This is a genomic window from Pseudomonas sp. P5_A12 (assembly GCF_056400685.1).
In genome coordinates this window covers 1-18,120 of record NZ_JBFUKU010000043.1, presented here as the reverse complement: position 1 = coordinate 18,120, position 18,120 = coordinate 1, and the positions used below count along the sequence as shown (strand labels likewise).

Below are 18,120 nucleotides of genomic sequence, written 5' to 3'. Positions count from 1 at the left end.
GCCCCAATAGTGGCGAGCGGATGCGGTTTTTACACTGAACCCATCAACGGTCGCCACGCCCCGAGGCAGGCTCCGACTAATAACAATTCAACGGAGAACAAGCCCATGCTGCGTTCAGCTACCGCGCAGAAAGACCCTCTGCCAGGCATCGACGACATCAGCGTCCATAGCCAGGAATTTCAGCGGGTGCTGGATGAAGTGCGCCAACGTCGCGATGAATTCGACGCCGGCTCCCACGTGCCACGGGACATGATCGAACGCTTCAAGCAGGTGGGCATCTTCCGTGCCGCCACGCCAAAATGCTTCGGCGGTGATGCGCTGGCGCCAGCGCTTTTCCTGCAAATGATCGAACGTATTTCCGAAGCCGACGGTTCCGCCGGCTGGGTCGCGAGCTTCGGCAGCGCCGGCGTCTATCTCGCTGCATTGCCGCACGAAACCCTGGCTGAAATCTACGCCGACAGCCCGGATCTGGTGTTTGCCGGCGGCCTGTTCCCGTTGCAGCCTGCTGAAGCGGTCGACGGCGGCTGGCAGGTCAACGGCACCTGGAAATTCGCCAGCGGTTGCAAAGGTGCGGACCTGCTCGGTGTCGGCATCGGCGCGGCCGGTGGCAAACCACGCACTGCTGTGTTCCGTGCGGATCAGGTCGAAATCATTGAAAACTGGGACGTGGTCGGCCTCAAAGGCACTGGCAGCCACGACCTGCGCGTCACCGACAAACACGTCGATGAACGCTGGACTTTCATCCGTGGTGGCGCGGCGACCATCGACGAGCCGCTGTTCCGCTACCCGTCGATTGCCTATGCCGCGCAAGTGCTGGCCGTGGTCAACCTCGGTCTGGCCCGCGCTGCGCTTGATGAAGTGAGCCGCATGGCTGCCGGCAGCGGCATCACCGGCGCACCGAAAATGGCCGACCGCGCTTATGTGCGCATCGAAATCGCCAAGGCAGAAGCGCAACTGGCCGCCGCCCGTGGCTTCTTCTACAACGCGACCGAGCAAGTGTGGAACTCGATTCTCGCTGGCAATCCGGTCACACCGGAACAAACCAGCCTGTTGCGTCTGTCTGCGATTCACGTGTCCCAGGCCGGTGCGGCCGTGGTGCAGAGCGCTTACAGCCTCGCCGGTACCACCGCGATCTACCTGCGCCACCCGCTGCAACGCTACCTGCGCGATTCGCTGGTGGTTACCCAGCACGCATTCCTCAGCGAAGGCCTGTACGACGGCGCCGGTTCGGTGCTCCTCGGCGTACCGCCATTCCCTGGCTACATCTGAACCCACTCTTTCAAGGATCAAACCCCATGACCCAGACCACCCAAGAGCCATTGCGCGTCGTCTTCTGCATCGGCATCACCCAGAACTTTTTCGACCTGCCAACCGGCGAAGGCCTGAGCGTGTGGAAAGGCTTCAGCCAGATGATGGGCTCGCTCGGCGCCATGCCCGGCATCACCGTGCTCGGCGCGATGGACGATGACCGCCTGATGGTCGGCCCGTCCACCACTTCGCCGTGGACCGTCTACATCATGGCCGACGTTGACTGCCACCAATCGGTGATCGACGCCTGCAACCTGTTCCGCACCACGCCGGTCAACGAATACAGCCTGTGGCGCTACGCCAAGGTCGAAGCGCGCATCGGCCGTCCGCTGACCATTCCTGATGCAGCCAAGGTTTAAGCCATGAACGAGGCCTTGCTGCAGCGGCTTGAAGCGCTGGAAGGGGAGAGCCAGGTGCGCCGCTTGATGGCGCGCTACATGGACCTGTGCGATGTGCCGAGGGCGCCGACCTACGTCCGTGAACTGGCTGAGCTGTTTTGCGTCGATGCGATCTGGGAAGGCATCGGCACTCAGACTGCGCAGACCTTCGGCCAGCATTACGGACGTGATGCGGTGGCGGCGTTCGTCGGCGGCTATTTGCCGCCCTCGGAGCACTTTCGCCTGAACCTGCATTACCTCACCAGCGAGTCGATTGTGGTCGACGGCAGCAAGGCCCAAGGGCAGTGGATCATGCAGCAGATTTCCACCTGCGCCGATGGCCACAGCGAATTGTTCGGCACCCGCCTGAACATCGATTTCCGCTGTGTCGACGGCGTCTGGCTGATCGCGCATTTCCGTACGCAACGCTTGTTCAACACGGGGTTGGGCGCATGAGCACATTTATCAGCGAATTCTTGATCGGTGGCAGCGGCAAACGGGTCGCGATCAAAGACTCCATCGACATTGCCGGGCATGCAACCCGTTCCGGCAGCCGCGCGTTTGCCGATGCGGCGCCGGCTACTCGCAACGCCGACGTCGTCGACGCGATCCTCGACGCAGGCTGGCAGATCGTTGGCAAGACCAACATGCACGAGCTGGCGTTTGGCGTCACCGGGATCAACGACTGGACCGGCACACCGATCAACCCGCAAGCACCGGATCGCGTACCGGGCGGTTCGTCCAGCGGTTCGGCTGCAGCGGTCGCGGCCGGTTTGGCGGACATCGCCATCGGCACTGACACCGGCGGCTCGGTGCGTGTGCCGGCGGCGTGCTGCGGCATTGCCGGGTTGAAACCGACTTTCGGCCGAGTCAGCCGGGTCGGCGCGCATCCGGCGGAGTCCAGCCTCGATTGCGTCGGGCCATTCGCCGCCGACATGGCCGATCTGATCGCCGCAATGCAAGTGATCTGCCCTGGTTTTCAGGTTCAAGGTTTGCCATCGAGCAATGCCTCTGTCGGCTTCCTCGAAGTCGACTGCGATCCGCACTTGCAAGCGAGCCTCGGCGCCGCCGCCGACCGCGCCGGCTGGCGTCGCGGCAATCTGCACCTGAGCGAATTCGAAGCCGCTTTCGCTGCCGGTTTGACCGTAATCAATTTTGAAAATTGGGCGGCGTTCGGCCACCTCACCGGCAAAGGCTTGATCGGTGCGGATGTCGAGCAACGCCTGCTGGCCGCCAGCCGCACCAGCGCCGCCGACCTGGCGCAAGCGGAGAAAGTCCGCGAGCGCTTCAGTCAGCAAGTGGACGCGGCGCTGGAGCAGTTCGCGGTGCTGCTGTTACCGACGATGCCGAGCCTGCCGCCGACGCTGATCGAAGCGCGCAACGGGAGCAAAGCCGTGGCCGGCATGACCCCGCTGGTACGGCCTTTCAACCTCAGCGGCCATCCGGCGCTGACGGTGCCGGTGGAACTGGATTGCGGCGGGCTGAAGGTCGGCCTGCAGATTGTCGGCCGTAAAGGACAGGACGAATTGGTCTGCGCCTTTGGTGCGCAGCTGCAACAGAGCATGGCCGGTGAACGGTCCACCCCTAAAAACAAGTCATAAAAAAGCCATGAGGAGAACCGCATGAGCACTCATGAATACCGGCTGATCGCATCATCGAAAAGCCCCGACGAGCTGGTCAGTCACGACCGCGTCGACGTCTCGCTGTACAACGATCCGGCGCTGTTTGAAGCCGAGCTGGACAAGATTTTCTACCGCACCTGGGTGTGGGTGGCTCACGAAAGCGAAGTGCGCAATTGCGGCGACTTCAAGACCGCCACTATCGGCCGTCGCCCGGTGATCGTTGTTCGCGACAAGAAGAACAACATCAACGTCCTGGAAAACCGCTGCCGCCACCGTGGCGCCACCGTGTGCGAAAAACACAAAGGCAACGCCACCGGTTTCACCTGCCCGTACCACAGCTGGTCGTATGGCCTGGACGGCAAACTGCGTGCGCTGCCATACCCGGACGGTTACGAAGGCATTCTGGAAAAGTCTGAGTTGCCGCTGACCAGCCTGCGCGTGGAAAGCTACGCCGGCATGGTCTTCGCCAGCTACAACGACGAGATCGAACCGCTGGAAGATTTCCTCGGTGGTGCCAAGCACTGGATGGACCTGTTCATGAAGCAGGGTGCCGGCTACCCGATCAAGACCCAGGGCGAACACAAGTTCAGCTTCAAGGGCAACTGGAAGATCCAGCTGGAAAACACCACCGACGGTTATCACTTCCCGATCGTGCACAAGTCGTTCATGTCGTCGGTGGATGAAGAAACTTCGGAAATGCTCTCGTTCATGACCGACGAACAGGCGGTCACCCACTCGCTGGGCAATGGCCACAGCGTGATGGTGATGGTGCCGGAGCACGTCGATCTCGATCATGACGACGGCACTGAACAGTTGCAAGAGCGCTTCGCCCACGTCACCGAAGAACTGTCGAAAACCATGCCGGCAGATCAAGTGCGTCGCATCGTACGTTCGCTGCACGGTGCCGGTTTCAACCTGAACCTGTTCCCGAACATCGCGATGTCGATGTCGTTCTTCCGCGTACTGCGTCCGGTCTCGGTCACCGAAACCGAGATCCGCCACGTCGCCCTCGGCATGGACGGCGGCCCGGAAATCGCAAACCGCGAACGCATGCGCATTCACGAACACTTCCAGGGCCCGTTCGGTTTCGGCAGCCCTGACGATGCCGAGGCCTGGGACCGTGTGCAGCGCGGCTCGTACGCTGGCGTCGATGCGCCAATCCTGGTCAATCGCGGCCTCAATCGCGAAATCACCGCCGAAAACGGCGACAAGGTGTCCCATGCCACCGACGAGGGCGGCATGCGCGGTGCCTATGACATGTGGAAGAGGATGATGAGCCAATGAGCAATCAAGACTCCCTGAACGGTTTTACCGGTCCGTTGGCCCAGGCCATCGAATTCATCTGGCGCGAAGCCGAACTGCTCGACCACAAGAACTACGCCGAATGGGCGACCTTGTGGAGCGAGAGTGGCAAGTACATCGTGCCGATCGACCCGGACACCGAAGACTTTGAAGCCACGCTCAACTACGCCTACGACGATGCGCGTATGCGTGACTTGCGCATCGAACGCCTGACCGCCGGCTATTCGCCGTCGGCGGTGGACGCGGCGAAAACCATCCGCACGATCTCGCGTTTCCGCCTGGTGGAAGCCGCCGGTGACATCGTTGAAGTCAACTCGGCGCAGCTGTTGTACGCCTACAAACGCGGGGTGCACACGCCGTTCGTGGCCGACCTCAACCACCGCATTCGCATTGTCGACGGTGTGGCGAAACTGGAACGCAAGGTCGTGCGCCTGATCAACTCCACCGACAGCCTGAGCGCGCTCGGCTTCCTGCTGTGAGGGCCTCCACCATGAACCGAGTAGCCCTGGTGACCGGCGCTTCGCGCGGTCTTGGCGAATGCATCGCCCGTCGTTTGCACGCGGCGGGTTATCGCGTGGCCCTGGCCGATGTGCGCCTCGACGGCGTACAGCAGCTGGCGGCGGAACTTGATGGCAGCGGCGCGACTGCCGTCGCCATCGAGCTGGATGTGCGTAACAAGGCCGATTTTGTCCGTGCCCGCGACCTGCTCGCTGAGCGTTGGGGCGGCACCGACATTCTGGTGAACAACGCCGGCCAATCGAAAGTAGCGGCGCTGATGGACATCACGCCGGAAGAATTCGACGAGTCGATGGCGATCAACCTGCGCGGCACCTTTGTCGCCTGCCAGGTGTTCGGCGCGCACTTTGCCGAGCGCGGCTTTGGTCGCATCGTCAACATCGCCTCGCTCGCCGGCCAGAATGGCGGCACTGCCACCGGCGCGCATTACGCGGCGGCCAAGGGTGGCGTGGCGACGCTGACCAAGGTCTTCGCCCGTGAACTGGCGCCGCAAGGTGTGACGGTCAACAGCATCTCGCCGGGTCCGCTGGACTTGCCGATCGTGCGTGAAACCGTGGCCCCGGAGCGTCTGGAGCAAATTCTTAAGATGATCCCGGCCGGCACCCTCGGCGCCCCGGAGTACATCGCCGACAGCGTATTGCTGTTGATCGCCGAACACGCCGCCTCGGTGACGGGCGCGTGCTGGGACATCAATGGCGGGTTGTTCATGCGCTGAAAAAAGCGTTCAACGCAGCTTATGTAGCAGCTGACGAGCACCGCGAGGCTGCGTTCGGCTGCGKAGCAGTCGTCAATCCTGAATACGCGGTCCTCCTGGAAGACCGCAGTGTCTGATTTCACGACTGCTMCGCAGCCGAACGCAGCCTCGCGGGCTCGACAGCTGCTACTAGCGAACGCAGCCTCGCGGGCTCGACAGCTGCTACTAGCGAACGCAGCCTCGCGATGCTCGACAGCTGCTACGAGCTGTTTATTTAACAAAAATCAACCGAATTTCAGGTGATGCAATGATGAAGGTGAGGATCGAAAGGATCGTCGAAGAAGCGCTGGATATCCGTTCCTTTCGCCTCGTGCGCAGTGACGGTCAGCCACTCGACAGTTATGAACCGGGGGCGCATGTCGACCTGACCGGGCCGACCGGGGTGACCCGCCAGTATTCGCTGTGCAGTCCGCCGCAGGATCGCCGCGCCTATCTGGTCGCAGTGAAGAAAGAAGCGCAGTCGCGCGGTGGTTCGCAGGCATTGCATGAGCAAGTGGAAGAGGGCATGGAGCTGGAAATGGGTGCCCCGCGCAACCTGTTCCGCCTCGACCCGAGCGCCAGCGAGCATGTGTTGTTTGCCGCCGGTATCGGCGTCACTCCGCTGCTGAGCATGGCTTATCGACTGGCGGAGAGTGGCCAGCCGTATCGCCTGCATTACTTCGCACGTTCGCCTGAGTACGCGGCCTTTTCCGAGCTGTTGGCCAACACCTTTGCTGATCATGTGCAGTTCCATTACGGCGTCGAACCGGCTGACATGGACGCGGCATTGTCCCAAAGCCTGGATCAGGCCGGCAGCGCTGCCCACGTCTACACCTGCGGCCCCGCGCCGTTCATGAACAAAGTGGTGGAAGTGGCCGCCCGCAGCCGCAGCGAAGACGCGATTCACCTGGAGCATTTCCAGGCCGATCCCGCCGCCAATGCTGGGCCGAGTGGTGGTTTTGAAGTGGAGCTGTCCAGCTCCGGCGTGGTGCTTCAGGTTCCGGCCGATACCAGCCTGGTCGACGTGCTACAGGCCCATGGCTGCGACATCGACACTGAATGCCGTGAAGGCATTTGCGGCACCTGCATTGTCGAGGTACTGGACGGGGTTCCGGAACACCGCGACAACTGTTTGTCGAGCAAAGAGAAGGCGGGTAACAAGCAAATTTGCGCCTGTGTTTCGCGAGCGCTTTCCGCTCGTCTGGTATTGGATCTGTAACAGGAAAAACCCCTGGAAACATTGCGTGGGAGTCGATTAAATCGGCGCCCCACGACCGTCAAAGGAGGCGATGGTCACGTACCCGGAATTCATCGAACCGCTCGGCGAAGCGGTCGAAAAATAACAATAAAACTGACGTGAGGCCCTGCGGTCATGAGTACTACTTCGGCGGTGCGCAACGATGCATTCGAAAGTTGGTTAAGTCAGGTCAATCAGGCCTGTGGGCGTTTCGACGCCCGTGCACTGGACGCGAATTTCTACGGTGGGCTGGCGGAGTTTCGCAGCGGCGCGATCAACCTCAGTGTGGTCGACATGGCCCACGTGCATTTGTATCGCACCAGCAAAGACGTCAGCACCAGCAGCGCCGGCCATTATTACGCGGTGTTCCAATTGCGCGGCAGTTCGCAACTCGAACAGGGCGACAACCGTGCCCTGTTGGGCTGTGGCGACATCGCCCTGATCGACGCCAGCCGTCCCAGCGACATGACCTATAACGAGGATTCCCGGCAGCTGTCGTTGATCCTGCCGCGTCAGGTGGTGGAGCGCGGTTCGCATTTCAACGCCGTCAATTGCGCCACGCGCATCTCGGCCAGCACACCGTTGGCCACCATGGCTAACCGCATGGTGCTGGAGACCCAGCACCAGGAAGGGCTGGACATGCAGGAAAGCGAAGCCGTGCTCGACGCCTTGGTCAGTCTGTTACTGCCGGGGATCAGCGCACGCGACGCCGGCGTGGACGCCCACGAACGGCAATTTCGCAAAACCATCGCCTACATCGACGAGCACATCAGCGACGAAACACTGTGCCCCGAGCTGATTGCCCGGGAAGTGGGCATGTCAGTGCGTGGTCTGTACCGGATGTTTTCCAAACGCGGCCTGGTGGTGGCGCAGTACATCAAACATCGTCGCCTGGATTTCTGCGCCGAAAACCTGCGCCGCTCTGACGTCGAGCAGAAGCTCTCGGCGCTGTGCTACGCCTGGGGGTTCTCGGATTCCAGCTACTTTTCCTCGGCGTTCAAATCACGCTTTGGCGTGTCGCCGGGGGAATACCGTAAGCGCTATAGCCACTGACCGCGTGTGGGAGCGGCGGTGCGACGATTCGACTTGCTCGCGAAGGCGGCCGGAAGACCGCCGAAGATCTAACTCAATGCCGCGCCGGCTCATCCACCGGCAAATGCAACACCTCGCGCACCAGCATGGCAATGCTGCTCACGCCCATCTTTTCCTTGATCTTGGTCCGGTGCACATCAACGGTTTTCACGCTGATGTTCAGCTCGCGGGCGATGACCTTGCTGGCCTTGCCATCGATCACCAGCATCAACACTTCCCGTTCCCGGCTGGTCAGCAGCGCGAGCTTGCCTTGCAGGTTCTGGCGTTGCTGCTGATCGGCCTGGGCATGCACGGCGGTCTTCAGCGCGGCCTGAATGCGGTCGATCATCTGCTGCGGGTTGTAGGGCTTCTCGACGAAATCCAGCGCACCGTTCTTCATCGCCGTGACCGACATCGGAATGTCGCCATGGGCCGAGACGAAAATCGTCGGCAGGGTGCTGCCGCGCTGGTTGAGGATTTCCTGCAACTGAAAGCCGCTGGTTTCCGGCATGCGCACATCCAGCACCAGGCACGCCGGTTGCTTGGGATCGTACTGGCTCAGGAACTCTTCAGCGCCGGCAAAGCATTGCGCCTGCACACTGACCGACTCCAGCAACCAGGCGAGCGAGGTGCGCAGGTCTTTGTCGTCATCAACGATATAAACAATCGGTTTGCGGGTTTCCATCAGGGACTGCCACGAGAAATTCTATTTATTGTTATCGCACGCGTGCATGTTGCGGCGGACTTGCGCCTTTGGTGGCGCCTCAATGCAGGATACCCACTGCGAAGGGCCCTGACGATAAAGAAACCACCTAGTCGACTAGCGGAAAGCCCACCTCATCATGGGGATCGTCAGAATGGTTGTGCAGCCCGCCGGGCCTTAGTCTTGTTCCATCACCAAGGGCCGCGCAACGACGGTCCTCCTGAAGGAAGGGGCACCGACATGGCCGACCTGAGCCAGCAGCAAATCGACTTTCGCAACGCCATGGCGCAGCTGCCTGCTGCGGTGAACATCATCACCACCAACGGCCCCGGCGGACAATGCGGCATCACCGCCAGCGCCGTGTGCTCGGTCACCGACTCACCGCCCACCGTGCTGGTCTGTGTGAACCGCAACAGCGCGACCCACGATGTGTTCCGCACCAACGGCCATCTGTGCGTCAACGTGCTGTGTGGCGAACAGGAAGACCTGGCCCGCCACTTTGCCGGCATGACCAAAGTGTCGATGGCCGAACGTTTTGCCTGGGATCTGTGGGACGAAGGCGACACTGGCGTGCCGTTGCTGCGCGATGCGCTGGTGCAGCTGGAAGGGCGGATCACCGAATGCAAGGAAGTCGGGTCGCATTCGGTGATGTTCGTTGAGTTGTCCAATGTGGGCGTGCGTGCAGAGCGGGACAGTCTGGTGTATTTCAACCGGTTGTTTCATCGGCTTGAGCATGCGGGTGCGCATTGCTGAAGCACCGCGTTATTGTTCATCGCGGGCAAGCCTTGCTCCTACAGTTAACCGCGTCCGTCYGGACAACTCGGTCAACTGTGGGAGCGAGCCTGCTCGCGATGGCGATGTCAGTTCGAAGCACTGCAAGGCTATTCTTCTCTGAACCCCGGAAAACCTTGAGCTGCTCGCCATTTCTTGACCGTGTTCAATATGCCTTCCGGAGAGTCATCCTCGTTATTTTCCGGGTAGTAGATCCAATCAGATGCGGCAGCGTTGCCAGTCGCATCAATGAAGTGCTCCAGAAGTTCATCCTGATATTCCTCTTCGCCAACGGCTTCACAAATCTCCTTGATCAGCTCGAGAAGCTCGCCTTCTGTGTACTCTGACAGGCTGCTTTTGAGTGCGATCATTTCAGGCTCCTGTGTGTTGATGTGGTAGCCACAGAGATGGTCTGCAGGGTCACTCTTTTTTGAACCCTGGCAAACCTTGAGACGCATGCCACTCTTTCAAGAGATGAATGATTTCTTCCGCTGTATTTTCATCCTTATTCTCTGGGTAAAAGATTAAATCCGATCCAGCAGGATGACCGGTAACTTTTATGAAGTGAAAGATAAGCTTGTCTTCTTCCGTCTCATCGTTGGAGCCGAATTTGATTTCATTGATTAAGGTGATGAACTCAGCTTCTGTGTAGTCGGACAGCTTGCTCCTTAATTCCATTTACTTGCTCTCCTGATGAGTTTGAACATGTAGTTTTGGCGTCATGACCGAAAGGTTATCTACGTTGTAAACCTCGCCACCGTTTTTGATATGTTCAATATGGTGAATCTCAAATCTCATTCGGTCTCCTGCATGCTCCACCCCTATTGCTAGGGGGGCTTTGCCCTGAGAAATCTTCCTTTGATTATCCCGGCAAAGCTGATTTCGCAATGCCTGGTTGTTTGAAACCTCAAGCCAGAACGCGCTTCTGAAGGCATCAAAATCTCTAAACGTTTGTCCTCTCAACTGATCCGCAATCTGCGTTGGAATGGGGGCGCCTTGCCTGGCACTGGCTCCAGCTCCAGCCAACCAATCCCCAGATACATCTTTGCCTTTGCCCGTGACGACACCCGGCTCATACCGAGCATTGAGCACGATGTAAATCGGCTCAAGCCCCGCATCGGCCGGAAACCAGATGATCGCATCCTGATACTCGGGCGGGTGCTGCGGGTTCACCAGTATCTTGTCGGCCTGCTCGGTGGGCGGGTACACCCAAATCGTCGGCAGGGGTGGGGCGCCTTCCAGTGCTGGAATGCCTGGCGCGTCATCCGGATTCGCCGCGGGCGTCCAGGTCAGGCCAAGGCCGTTGCCGATGTCGGCGACGAACTTCTCGCCTTGCTGTCTGGCCTTGATGACCGGGACGAACTCCCAGTCCTTTTTCCCGCCGGTGTAGAAGCCGTAAGCATTGATTGCGCCGTCCGGCAATGTCTTCACGTTGACGCGCACTCGGGTTCGCCCCGCGTCCAGCGCTGCGTATTGCTCGTGTTTATAGAAAGCGCTGTCGGGCCAAAGGCTGCTGTTCGGCATCAGCAGGGCCACAGTCCCGACTGCGGCCCTCGCCGCAACCGAACCTGTCAGGGACAGGGCCAGTGAACCACCGAGGCGCTGGGCAAGCGCATTGCCCGTTGCCGAGCCGGCCACCCATTTGAGCGGAATGCCTTCGGCGGTAATCGCCGCGCTGGTGCCCAATACAGCCCACATTCCGTAGTCGGCCAGTCGTTCGACTGGAACATAACCAGCGGGGTTGTTGTGGTTGATGATGCCGTCCGGGAGGTTGCAGCTTTTGGCGAACACGCAACCGTTGAGCTGCGAATCGGACTGTGAGTTGAGTACGTCTAGTTGTTTTTTTTGATGCATCTCCCAGCGAGCGTTGGCATCCATGGCACGCTCTTCGTTCTTGGCGGATACCGCTGCGCCAGCCTCTTGGAAGGCTTGTATCTCTTCCTTGGTAGGTTGCCGCCTTGGGGCGGGCAGGAAATCCGGGGTTTGCGGGAAACCGAGCTTTTTCATCAGCGCTTCTTGTTCGTCCTTGGGCAATCCCGGCGTGTAGCCGGGTTGGTCTCGACCCTAACCGGAACGCTCAGGTGGAAGCGTTAGGACGTTTCCTAAAAGCAGCGTTGAAATTTCCTATTTCATGGTGTTGCAGGTTGTGCTGGTGGTGAGTCAGCAGGACCGCGTTATCGTTCATCGCGGGCAAGCCACGCTCCCACAGTGTGCGTGGCGTTCACTGATTTTGTGATGACCTCAAACCTTGTAGGAGCATGGCTTGCCCGCGATGGCGGTCTCAATTTCGAGCACATGTTTAACGGTGTTTAAGGATACTTCCTGAAAGCTACAACGCCTTGCGCCATTACCTACGACTACGCCAGAATCTGCCGGCTTGTGCGCTTTGGACGCCCTCGGTAACTTGATTCCTGTCACTGATTCCCAGTGATCGGGTTTAGTAGCCCGAGGATTTGAAGGCTGCACAAGCGTCTGTCAGACAGGTATTCCAATGCCTGTATTTGATGGTGGCTGTGCGCAGGGCGCCCTCGGGCGCGCCGGCTTTGCCTTCGTTCCCCGGTCTACTAACCTGCGTACAGCCGCCACCCCTCGTATTAGTAGCGAGGTGTGGCTGCCCAATCAGGAACGAATGAATATGTGCAAAGTTACTCCAAACCCGCCAGACACAGATCCGGCATCCCCCTACGAATCCCTCGATTCAAAAAAACTCCACGAAGCCGCCGAGCGCGCCCTCGATCACTACCTCAACCCCGGCGTCATCAAATCCCCGGCTACCCGCAAACCCAGCACCATGTTCATGCTCGCACCGGATATCCGGGACGAAGACCTCTTGGCCCACACCTGTGAGTCACTGGCCCAGGCCAGTGTCATGACCAGCGATTTTGCGGGGTACCTGGAAGGGCCGCATCGGCATACGGCCATGGCAATCCAGCAGATCATCATGCTCGCGGAACTGGCGGCAAACCGGATGCTGGATAACGTTGAGGTGCCGAAGTAATACCGGAGCACCGCGTTATCGTTCATCGCGGGCAAGCCACGCTCCCACAGGTTTTGCWGTGTTCAGTCATTTTGTGATCACCTCAAAACCTGTGGGAGCCGGGCTTGCCCGCGATGGCATCACCTCGGTCAAAAGTGAATCAATAGCGACATATCAACGCATTCCAATACTGCACGCCCATATGTAAGACCTTGCTGTCAGTCTCGTCTGAATTTTTCCGCTCTACGGCTTAACCCCCCAACGGCTGTGTACCTTGTCGGCAAGAATCCATTGTCGAGAGAAAGTGTATGGACACATCTTCAAGGAAGGACGTTACGGAAAGTGCGCTTAAACAAGCCCTGCTACTGGTTGATTTAACCGAAACAAACAATCCCGACCACGCCGTCCGGCTACTGCTGAATGAAATCCTCCAAGGACTCGCGGAAAAAGGCTGGCCTCAAGCTCAACTGCAGACAGGGCCGAGGATTGTGTCTGCTGAAGAAAATTATGGTTTGCTCGGCTACGACCCGGCAGAGGTCACGCTCGGGAGTGAACACACACGCTGGGTCGATGAGTGCTCGCTGTTACGTACGCAAACCACCAGTCAAATTCCGGCAGCGCTTCAGCGAGCCGCTCAGGTACGGCATCCGGGGCAGACGATCTTGCTGGCGGCGCCGGGTATTACTTTTCGTCGTGATAGTCGGGATCGTTGGCATTGTGCCGAACCGCATCAGATGGATATCTGGGTGCTGGGTGATCCGGAACTGGCTACGCATGAACATCTGTTGCGTCTGGTCGGCGATATCCTCATGTCCGCCGTTCCTGAGAAACAGTGGGTCTATAGCGACAGTCCGCATCATTACACCGAGGGCGGAATTGAAGTGAATGTGTTGAATGACGGTGCTCCGGTCGAAGTACTGGAGTGCGGTCGTATTGCGAGGTCTTTGCTGGAGCGCTTGAAGATAGACCCGCAGCGTCATGGAGGGCTGGCACTTGGAATGGGACTGGATCGGCTGACCATGTTGCGCAAAGGCATCCCGGATATTCGCTTGTTACGCGATCAGAACGTGCGAGTGCAGGCGCAGATGCATGATCTGAGTCCATGGAGTGCGGTATCTCGTTTGCCGTCGATTGCTCGTGACATTTCGTTGGCGGTAACACCGGGGCTGAGCGAAGAGGTGTTGACCGAGAGGATGTTGCTGGCGGCGGGTGGCTCTTCCGACTGGATCGAGGAGATGCAGGTCAAGGGGCGTTGGGCATTCTCGGAGTTGCCCGCGCAGGCTATTGAACGACTCGGGCTGATGCCTGGTCAGGAAAATGTGCTTTTGCGTGTGGTGCTGCGGGATTGCTCGCGATCAATTACTACCGCTGAGGCGAACGCGTTGTATGCGGACATTCAGGCGGCGATGCATGAAGGGGCGCCGGGGGCGGGTTACAGGATGGATCTGCCAAGGGCTTGAAGTTGAACGGCCCGAGTAACCACTCAAGCACCGCGTCATCGTTCATCGCGGGCAAGCCACGCTCCCACATTAAACCGCGTCTGTCTGGACAACTCGGTCAAATCTGTGGGAGTGAGCCTGCTCGCGATRRCGGAGTGTCAGACACACAATTGTCGACTGACACTCCGTCATCGCGAGCAGACTCACTCCTACAGGGGGATCGTCGGCGGCTACAAGATTTGCGTCGGACAAAACCTAGAACGTGGTGGCAAACACCACTTGGCTGTAGAGGTTGTTGTCGGTGTTGCCCAACTGGGTGCCACCCTGGGCTGCGCTCTTGTCCGGGCTGTACAGACCGAGCAGCGGCATGATGGTCAGGTGATCGTTGACGTGCCATTCGGCGTACAAGTCAACTTCTTGGCCATCGGTGTTGCCCAGGTTGCGGTCGATGGTGTCGAAGTTGAATAACAACACGCCGACACTGAGGTTTTCCAGTGGCGTGACTTTAAACGTGGCGTTCTGGATACGGGAGTTGGTGTTGAACGGACCGGCATAGTTACCGGCCACTTCACCCTGGAACCAGGTGCCGTAACCGCGACTGAAGCCGTAGAACAACGTGTCGTAATTTTCCGAGAAACGGCTGTAGCGGTAGCCGACATAAGGTGTCCAGATCGACTCGGAGAAGGTCCAGCCGGCTTCCAGGTACCAGGCGTCTTCGTTGCTGGCGTTCGGCTTATCCTCTTCGGCGTATTCACCGGACAGGAACAGGTCTTTCACCCCGGCGTTGCCAGTCGCACGCAAGGCGTAGGTCTTCATGCCATCGCGCTCCAGCTGCAACGGCGAGGCGTACTGTTTGTCGACATCGTTGGTGTCGATGTAGGTCAAACCGATCGTGCCTGCCTCGGCGACGTGTTCGAGGGTGCCGACGTACATTTCGGTTTTGGCCTGGGCGCGGTTATTCGACTTCAGCCACATCAAGTCGCTGCGCCAGCCCTCTTTGCCACCAAGGCGCAACACAGCGGTTTCGTCGAAGGCTTTACGGGCGGCCAGGTAGTAGGCGCCGCCGCGATTGAACTCGCCGTCGGCCAGGCCTTTGCCCAGGTTCAGCGCGTCGCCATCGATCAGGAAGCCGTCGCCGACCACGATGTTCTGGCGACCGAAGGACAGGTCGACACCGTCCTCACCCATCGCTTCAAACAGCTTGCCCGAACGCCAGCCCAGGTAAGCGTCTTCGAACTTGGTGGTGCGTTCCGTGCCGTCGGTGAAACCGGCGGCATCGCCGTCACCCCATGTTCCGGAACTGAGCATATTGCCAGCGCCATAAGCGGTGCCGGCGTTGCCCAGGCCTTTGTCGAAGCTCAGGCCGTATTTGATGTAACCCTCGCGCCACGACGAGGAACCTTCGTCGAGACGGCCGGACAACGCGTAGTTTTCCTGGCTGTGGAACATGCCGAAGACCGCTTCCAGCGTAGCGTTCAGGTGGCTGTCGTCATTGGCATAGAGTTCGTAGGCGTTGGCCTGGGCGGCACTGATCAGCAGCGCGAGCGTCGAGAGACGAAGCAAGGGGGACTTGAGCATGGTGTGGCATCCATTCTTGTTCATGACCACAGGGTTGAGGTCTGCTTCGATACTACGGCGCGGAACTTTTTCGCCCTTTTGTGTGGTTGCCAAAGAGTTGCCTGTGCTTGCCAAAATGCCCGGTTTGGCAGCCCGGCCAACACGACTGGCACGCAGGGCAAAACCTGCGCGTCACTGAGCACTGACAATCCGTATCAACCCTGCTGTTGCTTCCCCTCACGGATTTTCAAGGTCGCATTCCTATGTTCACTTCACAGAAATTCTCCCTCTTTGGTTTGCTGACCCTGGCGCTGGCGCAAACCGTGGTCGCCGCCGATTGCACGCCGGACCAGGGCCACGGCGCCCAGGTGTTCGCCAATGAATGCGGGGTGTGTCATTCGGTGAGCAAAGGCACGGCCGGCATGATGGGGCCGAGCCTGGCGGGTGTGGTTGGACGCAAGTCCGGCTCGCTCGAAGGCTTCAGCTACTCCCAGGCGATGCGCAGCAAAGACGTGACCTGGCAAGCCGAAACCATCAGCCAACTGATCACCCAACCCCAGGCCTATGTGCCCGGGACCTACATGCCCTACATGGGGCTGGCCTCCGCCGATGACCGCCAAGCGGTCGTTTGCTATCTCAAAGAACAACGCTAATCAGCCGGACTTCCAGGTTGAACCCCACGTTTGAATGACAGGTGAATTATGAGCAACGTTGAAATTCTGCCGCAGGTTGCTGCTTTCCTTGGCCGCCGTCACGGCTGCTTCATTGACGGCCAATGGGTGTTGGCGGATGGTCCGACCATTTCCGTGGTCAACCCGGCCACCGGGCAAACCCTTTGCGAAACCCTGGACGCGCCGCTGGACGTGGTCGAGCGCGCCGTGCAGTCGTCCCACACCGCGTTCAAATCCGGTGTGTGGTCGGGTTTGCGTCCGGCTGACCGCGAACGCATTCTGCTGAACTTCACTGCCCTGGTTGAAGCTCACGCCGAAGAACTGGCGCAGTTGGAAACCTTGAGCCAGGGCAAGTCGATCAACATGGCCCGCGCCCTCGACTTGAACGCCACCGTGGAGTTCATGCGCTACATGTCCGGCTGGGCGACCAAGATCGAAGGCCAGACCTTCGACGTGTCGATCCCGCTGCCGCCGGGCGCCAAGTTCACCGCGTTCACCAAGCGTGAGCCGGTGGGCGTGGTGGTCGGGATTGTGCCGTGGAACTTCCCGCTGCTGATTGCTGCCTGGAAACTGATGCCGGCGCTGGCCACTGGCTGCACCGTGATCATCAAACCAGCGATGGAAACCCCGCTGACCGCCATGCGTCTGGCTGAACTGGCGCTGGAAGCCGGCATCCCGGCGGGCGTGTTCAACGTTGTCACCGGTGGCGGCGCCTCGGTCGGTGGCGTGCTGACAGCGCACCCGTTGGTGAGCAAAGTGTCGTTCACCGGTTCCACTGCGGTGGGCAAAAGTGTCGGCGTGGCGTGCATGGAAAACATGACGCGCTTCTCGCTGGAGCTGGGCGGTAAAAACCCGATGATCGTGCTCGCCGATGCCAACATCGAAAAAGCCGTTCAAGGCGCGATCCTCGGCGGCCTGCTGAACAACGGCCAGGTCTGTGCGGCGGCTTCGCGCTTCTATGTGCATCGCACGATCCACGACCAATTCGTCGAAGCCCTCGCCGCTGCGGTATCCGCCATGCCGATCGGTGCCGGCATGAACTGCAATGCCGCGATCAACCCGCTGGTGTCGCGCAAGCAACAACAAAGCGTGCTCAAGCACATCGAACTGGCTCGCCGAGAAGGCGCGCGTGTGGTGTCGGGCGGTGAGTTGGTGGAAGGCGATGGCTTTTACGTGCAGCCGACCATTCTGGCCGACATCGACCACAGCATGGCCGTGGMCCGTGAAGAAGTGTTCGGCCCGGTGCTGGGCGTGATGCCGTTCGACGACGAAGACGCCGTGATCGCCCTGGCCAACGACAACCGCTACGGCCTGGCCGCCAGCCTGTGGACCAACGACCTCGGCAAAGCCATGAACCTGGTGCCGCGCATCGAGGCCGGTACGGTGTGGGTCAACGCCCACGTGCTGCTGGATCCGGCGATGCCGTTTGGTGGCGTCAAGCAATCGGGCATGGGCCGTGAGTTTGGTCGTGCGGTAATCGAGGCGTTTACCGAGCTGAAGTCGGTGTGTATTGCGCACTGATTGAGTGATGCGCAACGGCCCCTGCAACGGGGGCCGTTGGCTTGATTGACTAACGGCGACACGAGCGACGTGGAATCCATTGCTTCCGGTTAATAGGAAGCATTACTATTCGCGCCCCATCTCCACAGCACACTGCAATGACCCCCAAGCTGCCCCGCAGACATGGCTTTTTCGACTATTACGAAGAGTTGGTTGGCACCTGGACCCGTCGCCTGAGAAATCGTCAGCAGGCCGAGGACCTGGCCCACGACACCTTCGTGCGGGTGCTTGAGTCGAATTCGGCGGCGGTGGAACAACCTCGGGCGTATCTGCACC

At 59.7% G+C, this 18,120-nt stretch carries 20 protein-coding genes; 15 read left to right on the top strand and 5 right to left on the bottom strand.

The window, feature by feature from the left end; all coding sequences use genetic code 11:
- Positions 1-105: 105 nt before the first annotated feature.
- From AC1DSG_RS09025 to feaR, 9 genes are all read left to right on the top strand, one after another.
- Positions 106-1,269, top strand: a complete 1,164-nt coding sequence (locus tag AC1DSG_RS09025) for an acyl-CoA dehydrogenase family protein (RefSeq protein WP_477790571.1) — start codon at positions 106-108, stop codon at positions 1,267-1,269.
- A 26-nt stretch (positions 1,270-1,295) separates the two neighbouring features.
- Entirely contained in the window at positions 1,296-1,667 is a 372-nt protein-coding gene (locus AC1DSG_RS09020) for a hypothetical protein (protein ID WP_007945348.1), read from the top strand.
- Between the two features lie 3 nt (positions 1,668-1,670).
- Complete coding sequence (locus tag AC1DSG_RS09015; protein WP_477790570.1) at positions 1,671-2,141, top strand: nuclear transport factor 2 family protein; 471 nt, start codon at positions 1,671-1,673, stop codon at positions 2,139-2,141.
- On the top strand, positions 2,138-3,286 hold the full coding sequence (locus AC1DSG_RS09010) for an amidase (RefSeq protein ID WP_477790569.1): 1,149 nt from the start codon (positions 2,138-2,140) through the stop codon (positions 3,284-3,286). The genes AC1DSG_RS09015 and AC1DSG_RS09010 overlap by 4 nt, the downstream gene beginning before the upstream one ends.
- A gap of 21 nt (positions 3,287-3,307) precedes the next feature.
- A complete protein-coding gene (locus tag AC1DSG_RS09005; RefSeq protein WP_477790568.1) occupies positions 3,308-4,591 on the top strand; it encodes an aromatic ring-hydroxylating oxygenase subunit alpha in 1,284 nt (427 codons plus the stop codon).
- Positions 4,588-5,088, top strand: a complete 501-nt coding sequence (locus AC1DSG_RS09000) for an aromatic-ring-hydroxylating dioxygenase subunit beta (protein WP_477790567.1) — start codon at positions 4,588-4,590, stop codon at positions 5,086-5,088. Before AC1DSG_RS09005 ends, AC1DSG_RS09000 begins: the two co-directional genes overlap by 4 nt.
- 11 nt (positions 5,089-5,099) lie before the next feature.
- Positions 5,100-5,840, top strand: a complete 741-nt coding sequence (locus AC1DSG_RS08995; RefSeq protein ID WP_310335076.1) for an SDR family NAD(P)-dependent oxidoreductase — start codon at positions 5,100-5,102, stop codon at positions 5,838-5,840.
- 286 nt (positions 5,841-6,126) lie between these two features.
- Positions 6,127-7,077: a PDR/VanB family oxidoreductase gene (locus AC1DSG_RS08990; protein ID WP_477790566.1), complete on the top strand. Its 951-nt coding sequence runs from the start codon at positions 6,127-6,129 to the stop codon at positions 7,075-7,077.
- Positions 7,078-7,230: 153 nt separating this feature from the next.
- Entirely contained in the window at positions 7,231-8,148 is a 918-nt protein-coding gene (gene feaR / locus AC1DSG_RS08985) for a transcriptional regulator FeaR (protein WP_477790565.1), read from the top strand.
- 73 nt (positions 8,149-8,221) lie between these two features.
- Here feaR and AC1DSG_RS08980 read toward each other — a convergent pair whose 3' ends face one another.
- Positions 8,222-8,851, bottom strand: coding sequence for a response regulator transcription factor (locus AC1DSG_RS08980; protein WP_007945336.1), 630 nt, complete (start codon positions 8,849-8,851; stop codon positions 8,222-8,224).
- Positions 8,852-9,109: 258 nt separating this feature from the next.
- Between AC1DSG_RS08980 and hpaC the strand changes: the two genes are divergently transcribed.
- Complete coding sequence (hpaC, locus tag AC1DSG_RS08975) at positions 9,110-9,622, top strand: 4-hydroxyphenylacetate 3-monooxygenase, reductase component (RefSeq protein ID WP_007945335.1); 513 nt, start codon at positions 9,110-9,112, stop codon at positions 9,620-9,622.
- Positions 9,623-9,750: 128 nt separating this feature from the next.
- On the opposite strand, the gene AC1DSG_RS08970 is transcribed toward hpaC, so the two are convergent.
- From AC1DSG_RS08970 to AC1DSG_RS08960, 3 genes are read right to left on the bottom strand one after another with little or no spacing between them, the layout of a single operon-like run.
- Complete coding sequence (locus AC1DSG_RS08970; RefSeq protein ID WP_477790564.1) at positions 9,751-10,011, bottom strand: bacteriocin immunity protein; 261 nt, start codon at positions 10,009-10,011, stop codon at positions 9,751-9,753.
- Between the two features lie 49 nt (positions 10,012-10,060).
- A complete protein-coding gene (locus AC1DSG_RS08965) occupies positions 10,061-10,318 on the bottom strand; it encodes a bacteriocin immunity protein (RefSeq protein ID WP_477790563.1) in 258 nt (85 codons plus the stop codon).
- Positions 10,319-11,647 carry an S-type pyocin domain-containing protein gene (locus AC1DSG_RS08960; protein WP_477790562.1) on the bottom strand — a complete coding sequence of 443 codons (1,329 nt, stop codon included), beginning with the start codon at positions 11,645-11,647 and terminating at the stop codon, positions 10,319-10,321.
- A 628-nt stretch (positions 11,648-12,275) separates the two neighbouring features.
- Between AC1DSG_RS08960 and AC1DSG_RS08955 the strand changes: the two genes are divergently transcribed.
- On the top strand, positions 12,276-12,638 hold the full coding sequence (locus AC1DSG_RS08955; protein ID WP_477790561.1) for a DUF6124 family protein: 363 nt from the start codon (positions 12,276-12,278) through the stop codon (positions 12,636-12,638).
- Between the two features lie 287 nt (positions 12,639-12,925).
- Entirely contained in the window at positions 12,926-14,077 is a 1,152-nt protein-coding gene (gene srmL, locus AC1DSG_RS08950; protein WP_477790560.1) for a PheS-related mystery ligase SrmL, read from the top strand.
- 234 nt (positions 14,078-14,311) lie between these two features.
- Here srmL and AC1DSG_RS08945 read toward each other — a convergent pair whose 3' ends face one another.
- Positions 14,312-15,634: an alginate export family protein gene (locus AC1DSG_RS08945; RefSeq protein WP_477790559.1), complete on the bottom strand. Its 1,323-nt coding sequence runs from the start codon at positions 15,632-15,634 to the stop codon at positions 14,312-14,314.
- Between the two features lie 242 nt (positions 15,635-15,876).
- Here AC1DSG_RS08945 and AC1DSG_RS08940 point away from each other — a divergent pair, with 242 nt between their 5' ends.
- The 3 genes from AC1DSG_RS08940 to AC1DSG_RS08930 all read left to right on the top strand — a co-directional run.
- Complete coding sequence (locus AC1DSG_RS08940; protein ID WP_477790558.1) at positions 15,877-16,266, top strand: c-type cytochrome; 390 nt, start codon at positions 15,877-15,879, stop codon at positions 16,264-16,266.
- A gap of 48 nt (positions 16,267-16,314) precedes the next feature.
- Positions 16,315-17,805, top strand: a complete 1,491-nt coding sequence (locus AC1DSG_RS08935; RefSeq protein WP_477790557.1) for an aldehyde dehydrogenase family protein — start codon at positions 16,315-16,317, stop codon at positions 17,803-17,805.
- A 137-nt stretch (positions 17,806-17,942) separates the two neighbouring features.
- A partial coding sequence (locus AC1DSG_RS08930) for a sigma factor (RefSeq protein ID WP_477790582.1) occupies positions 17,943-18,120 on the top strand: 178 nt, incomplete at its 3' end.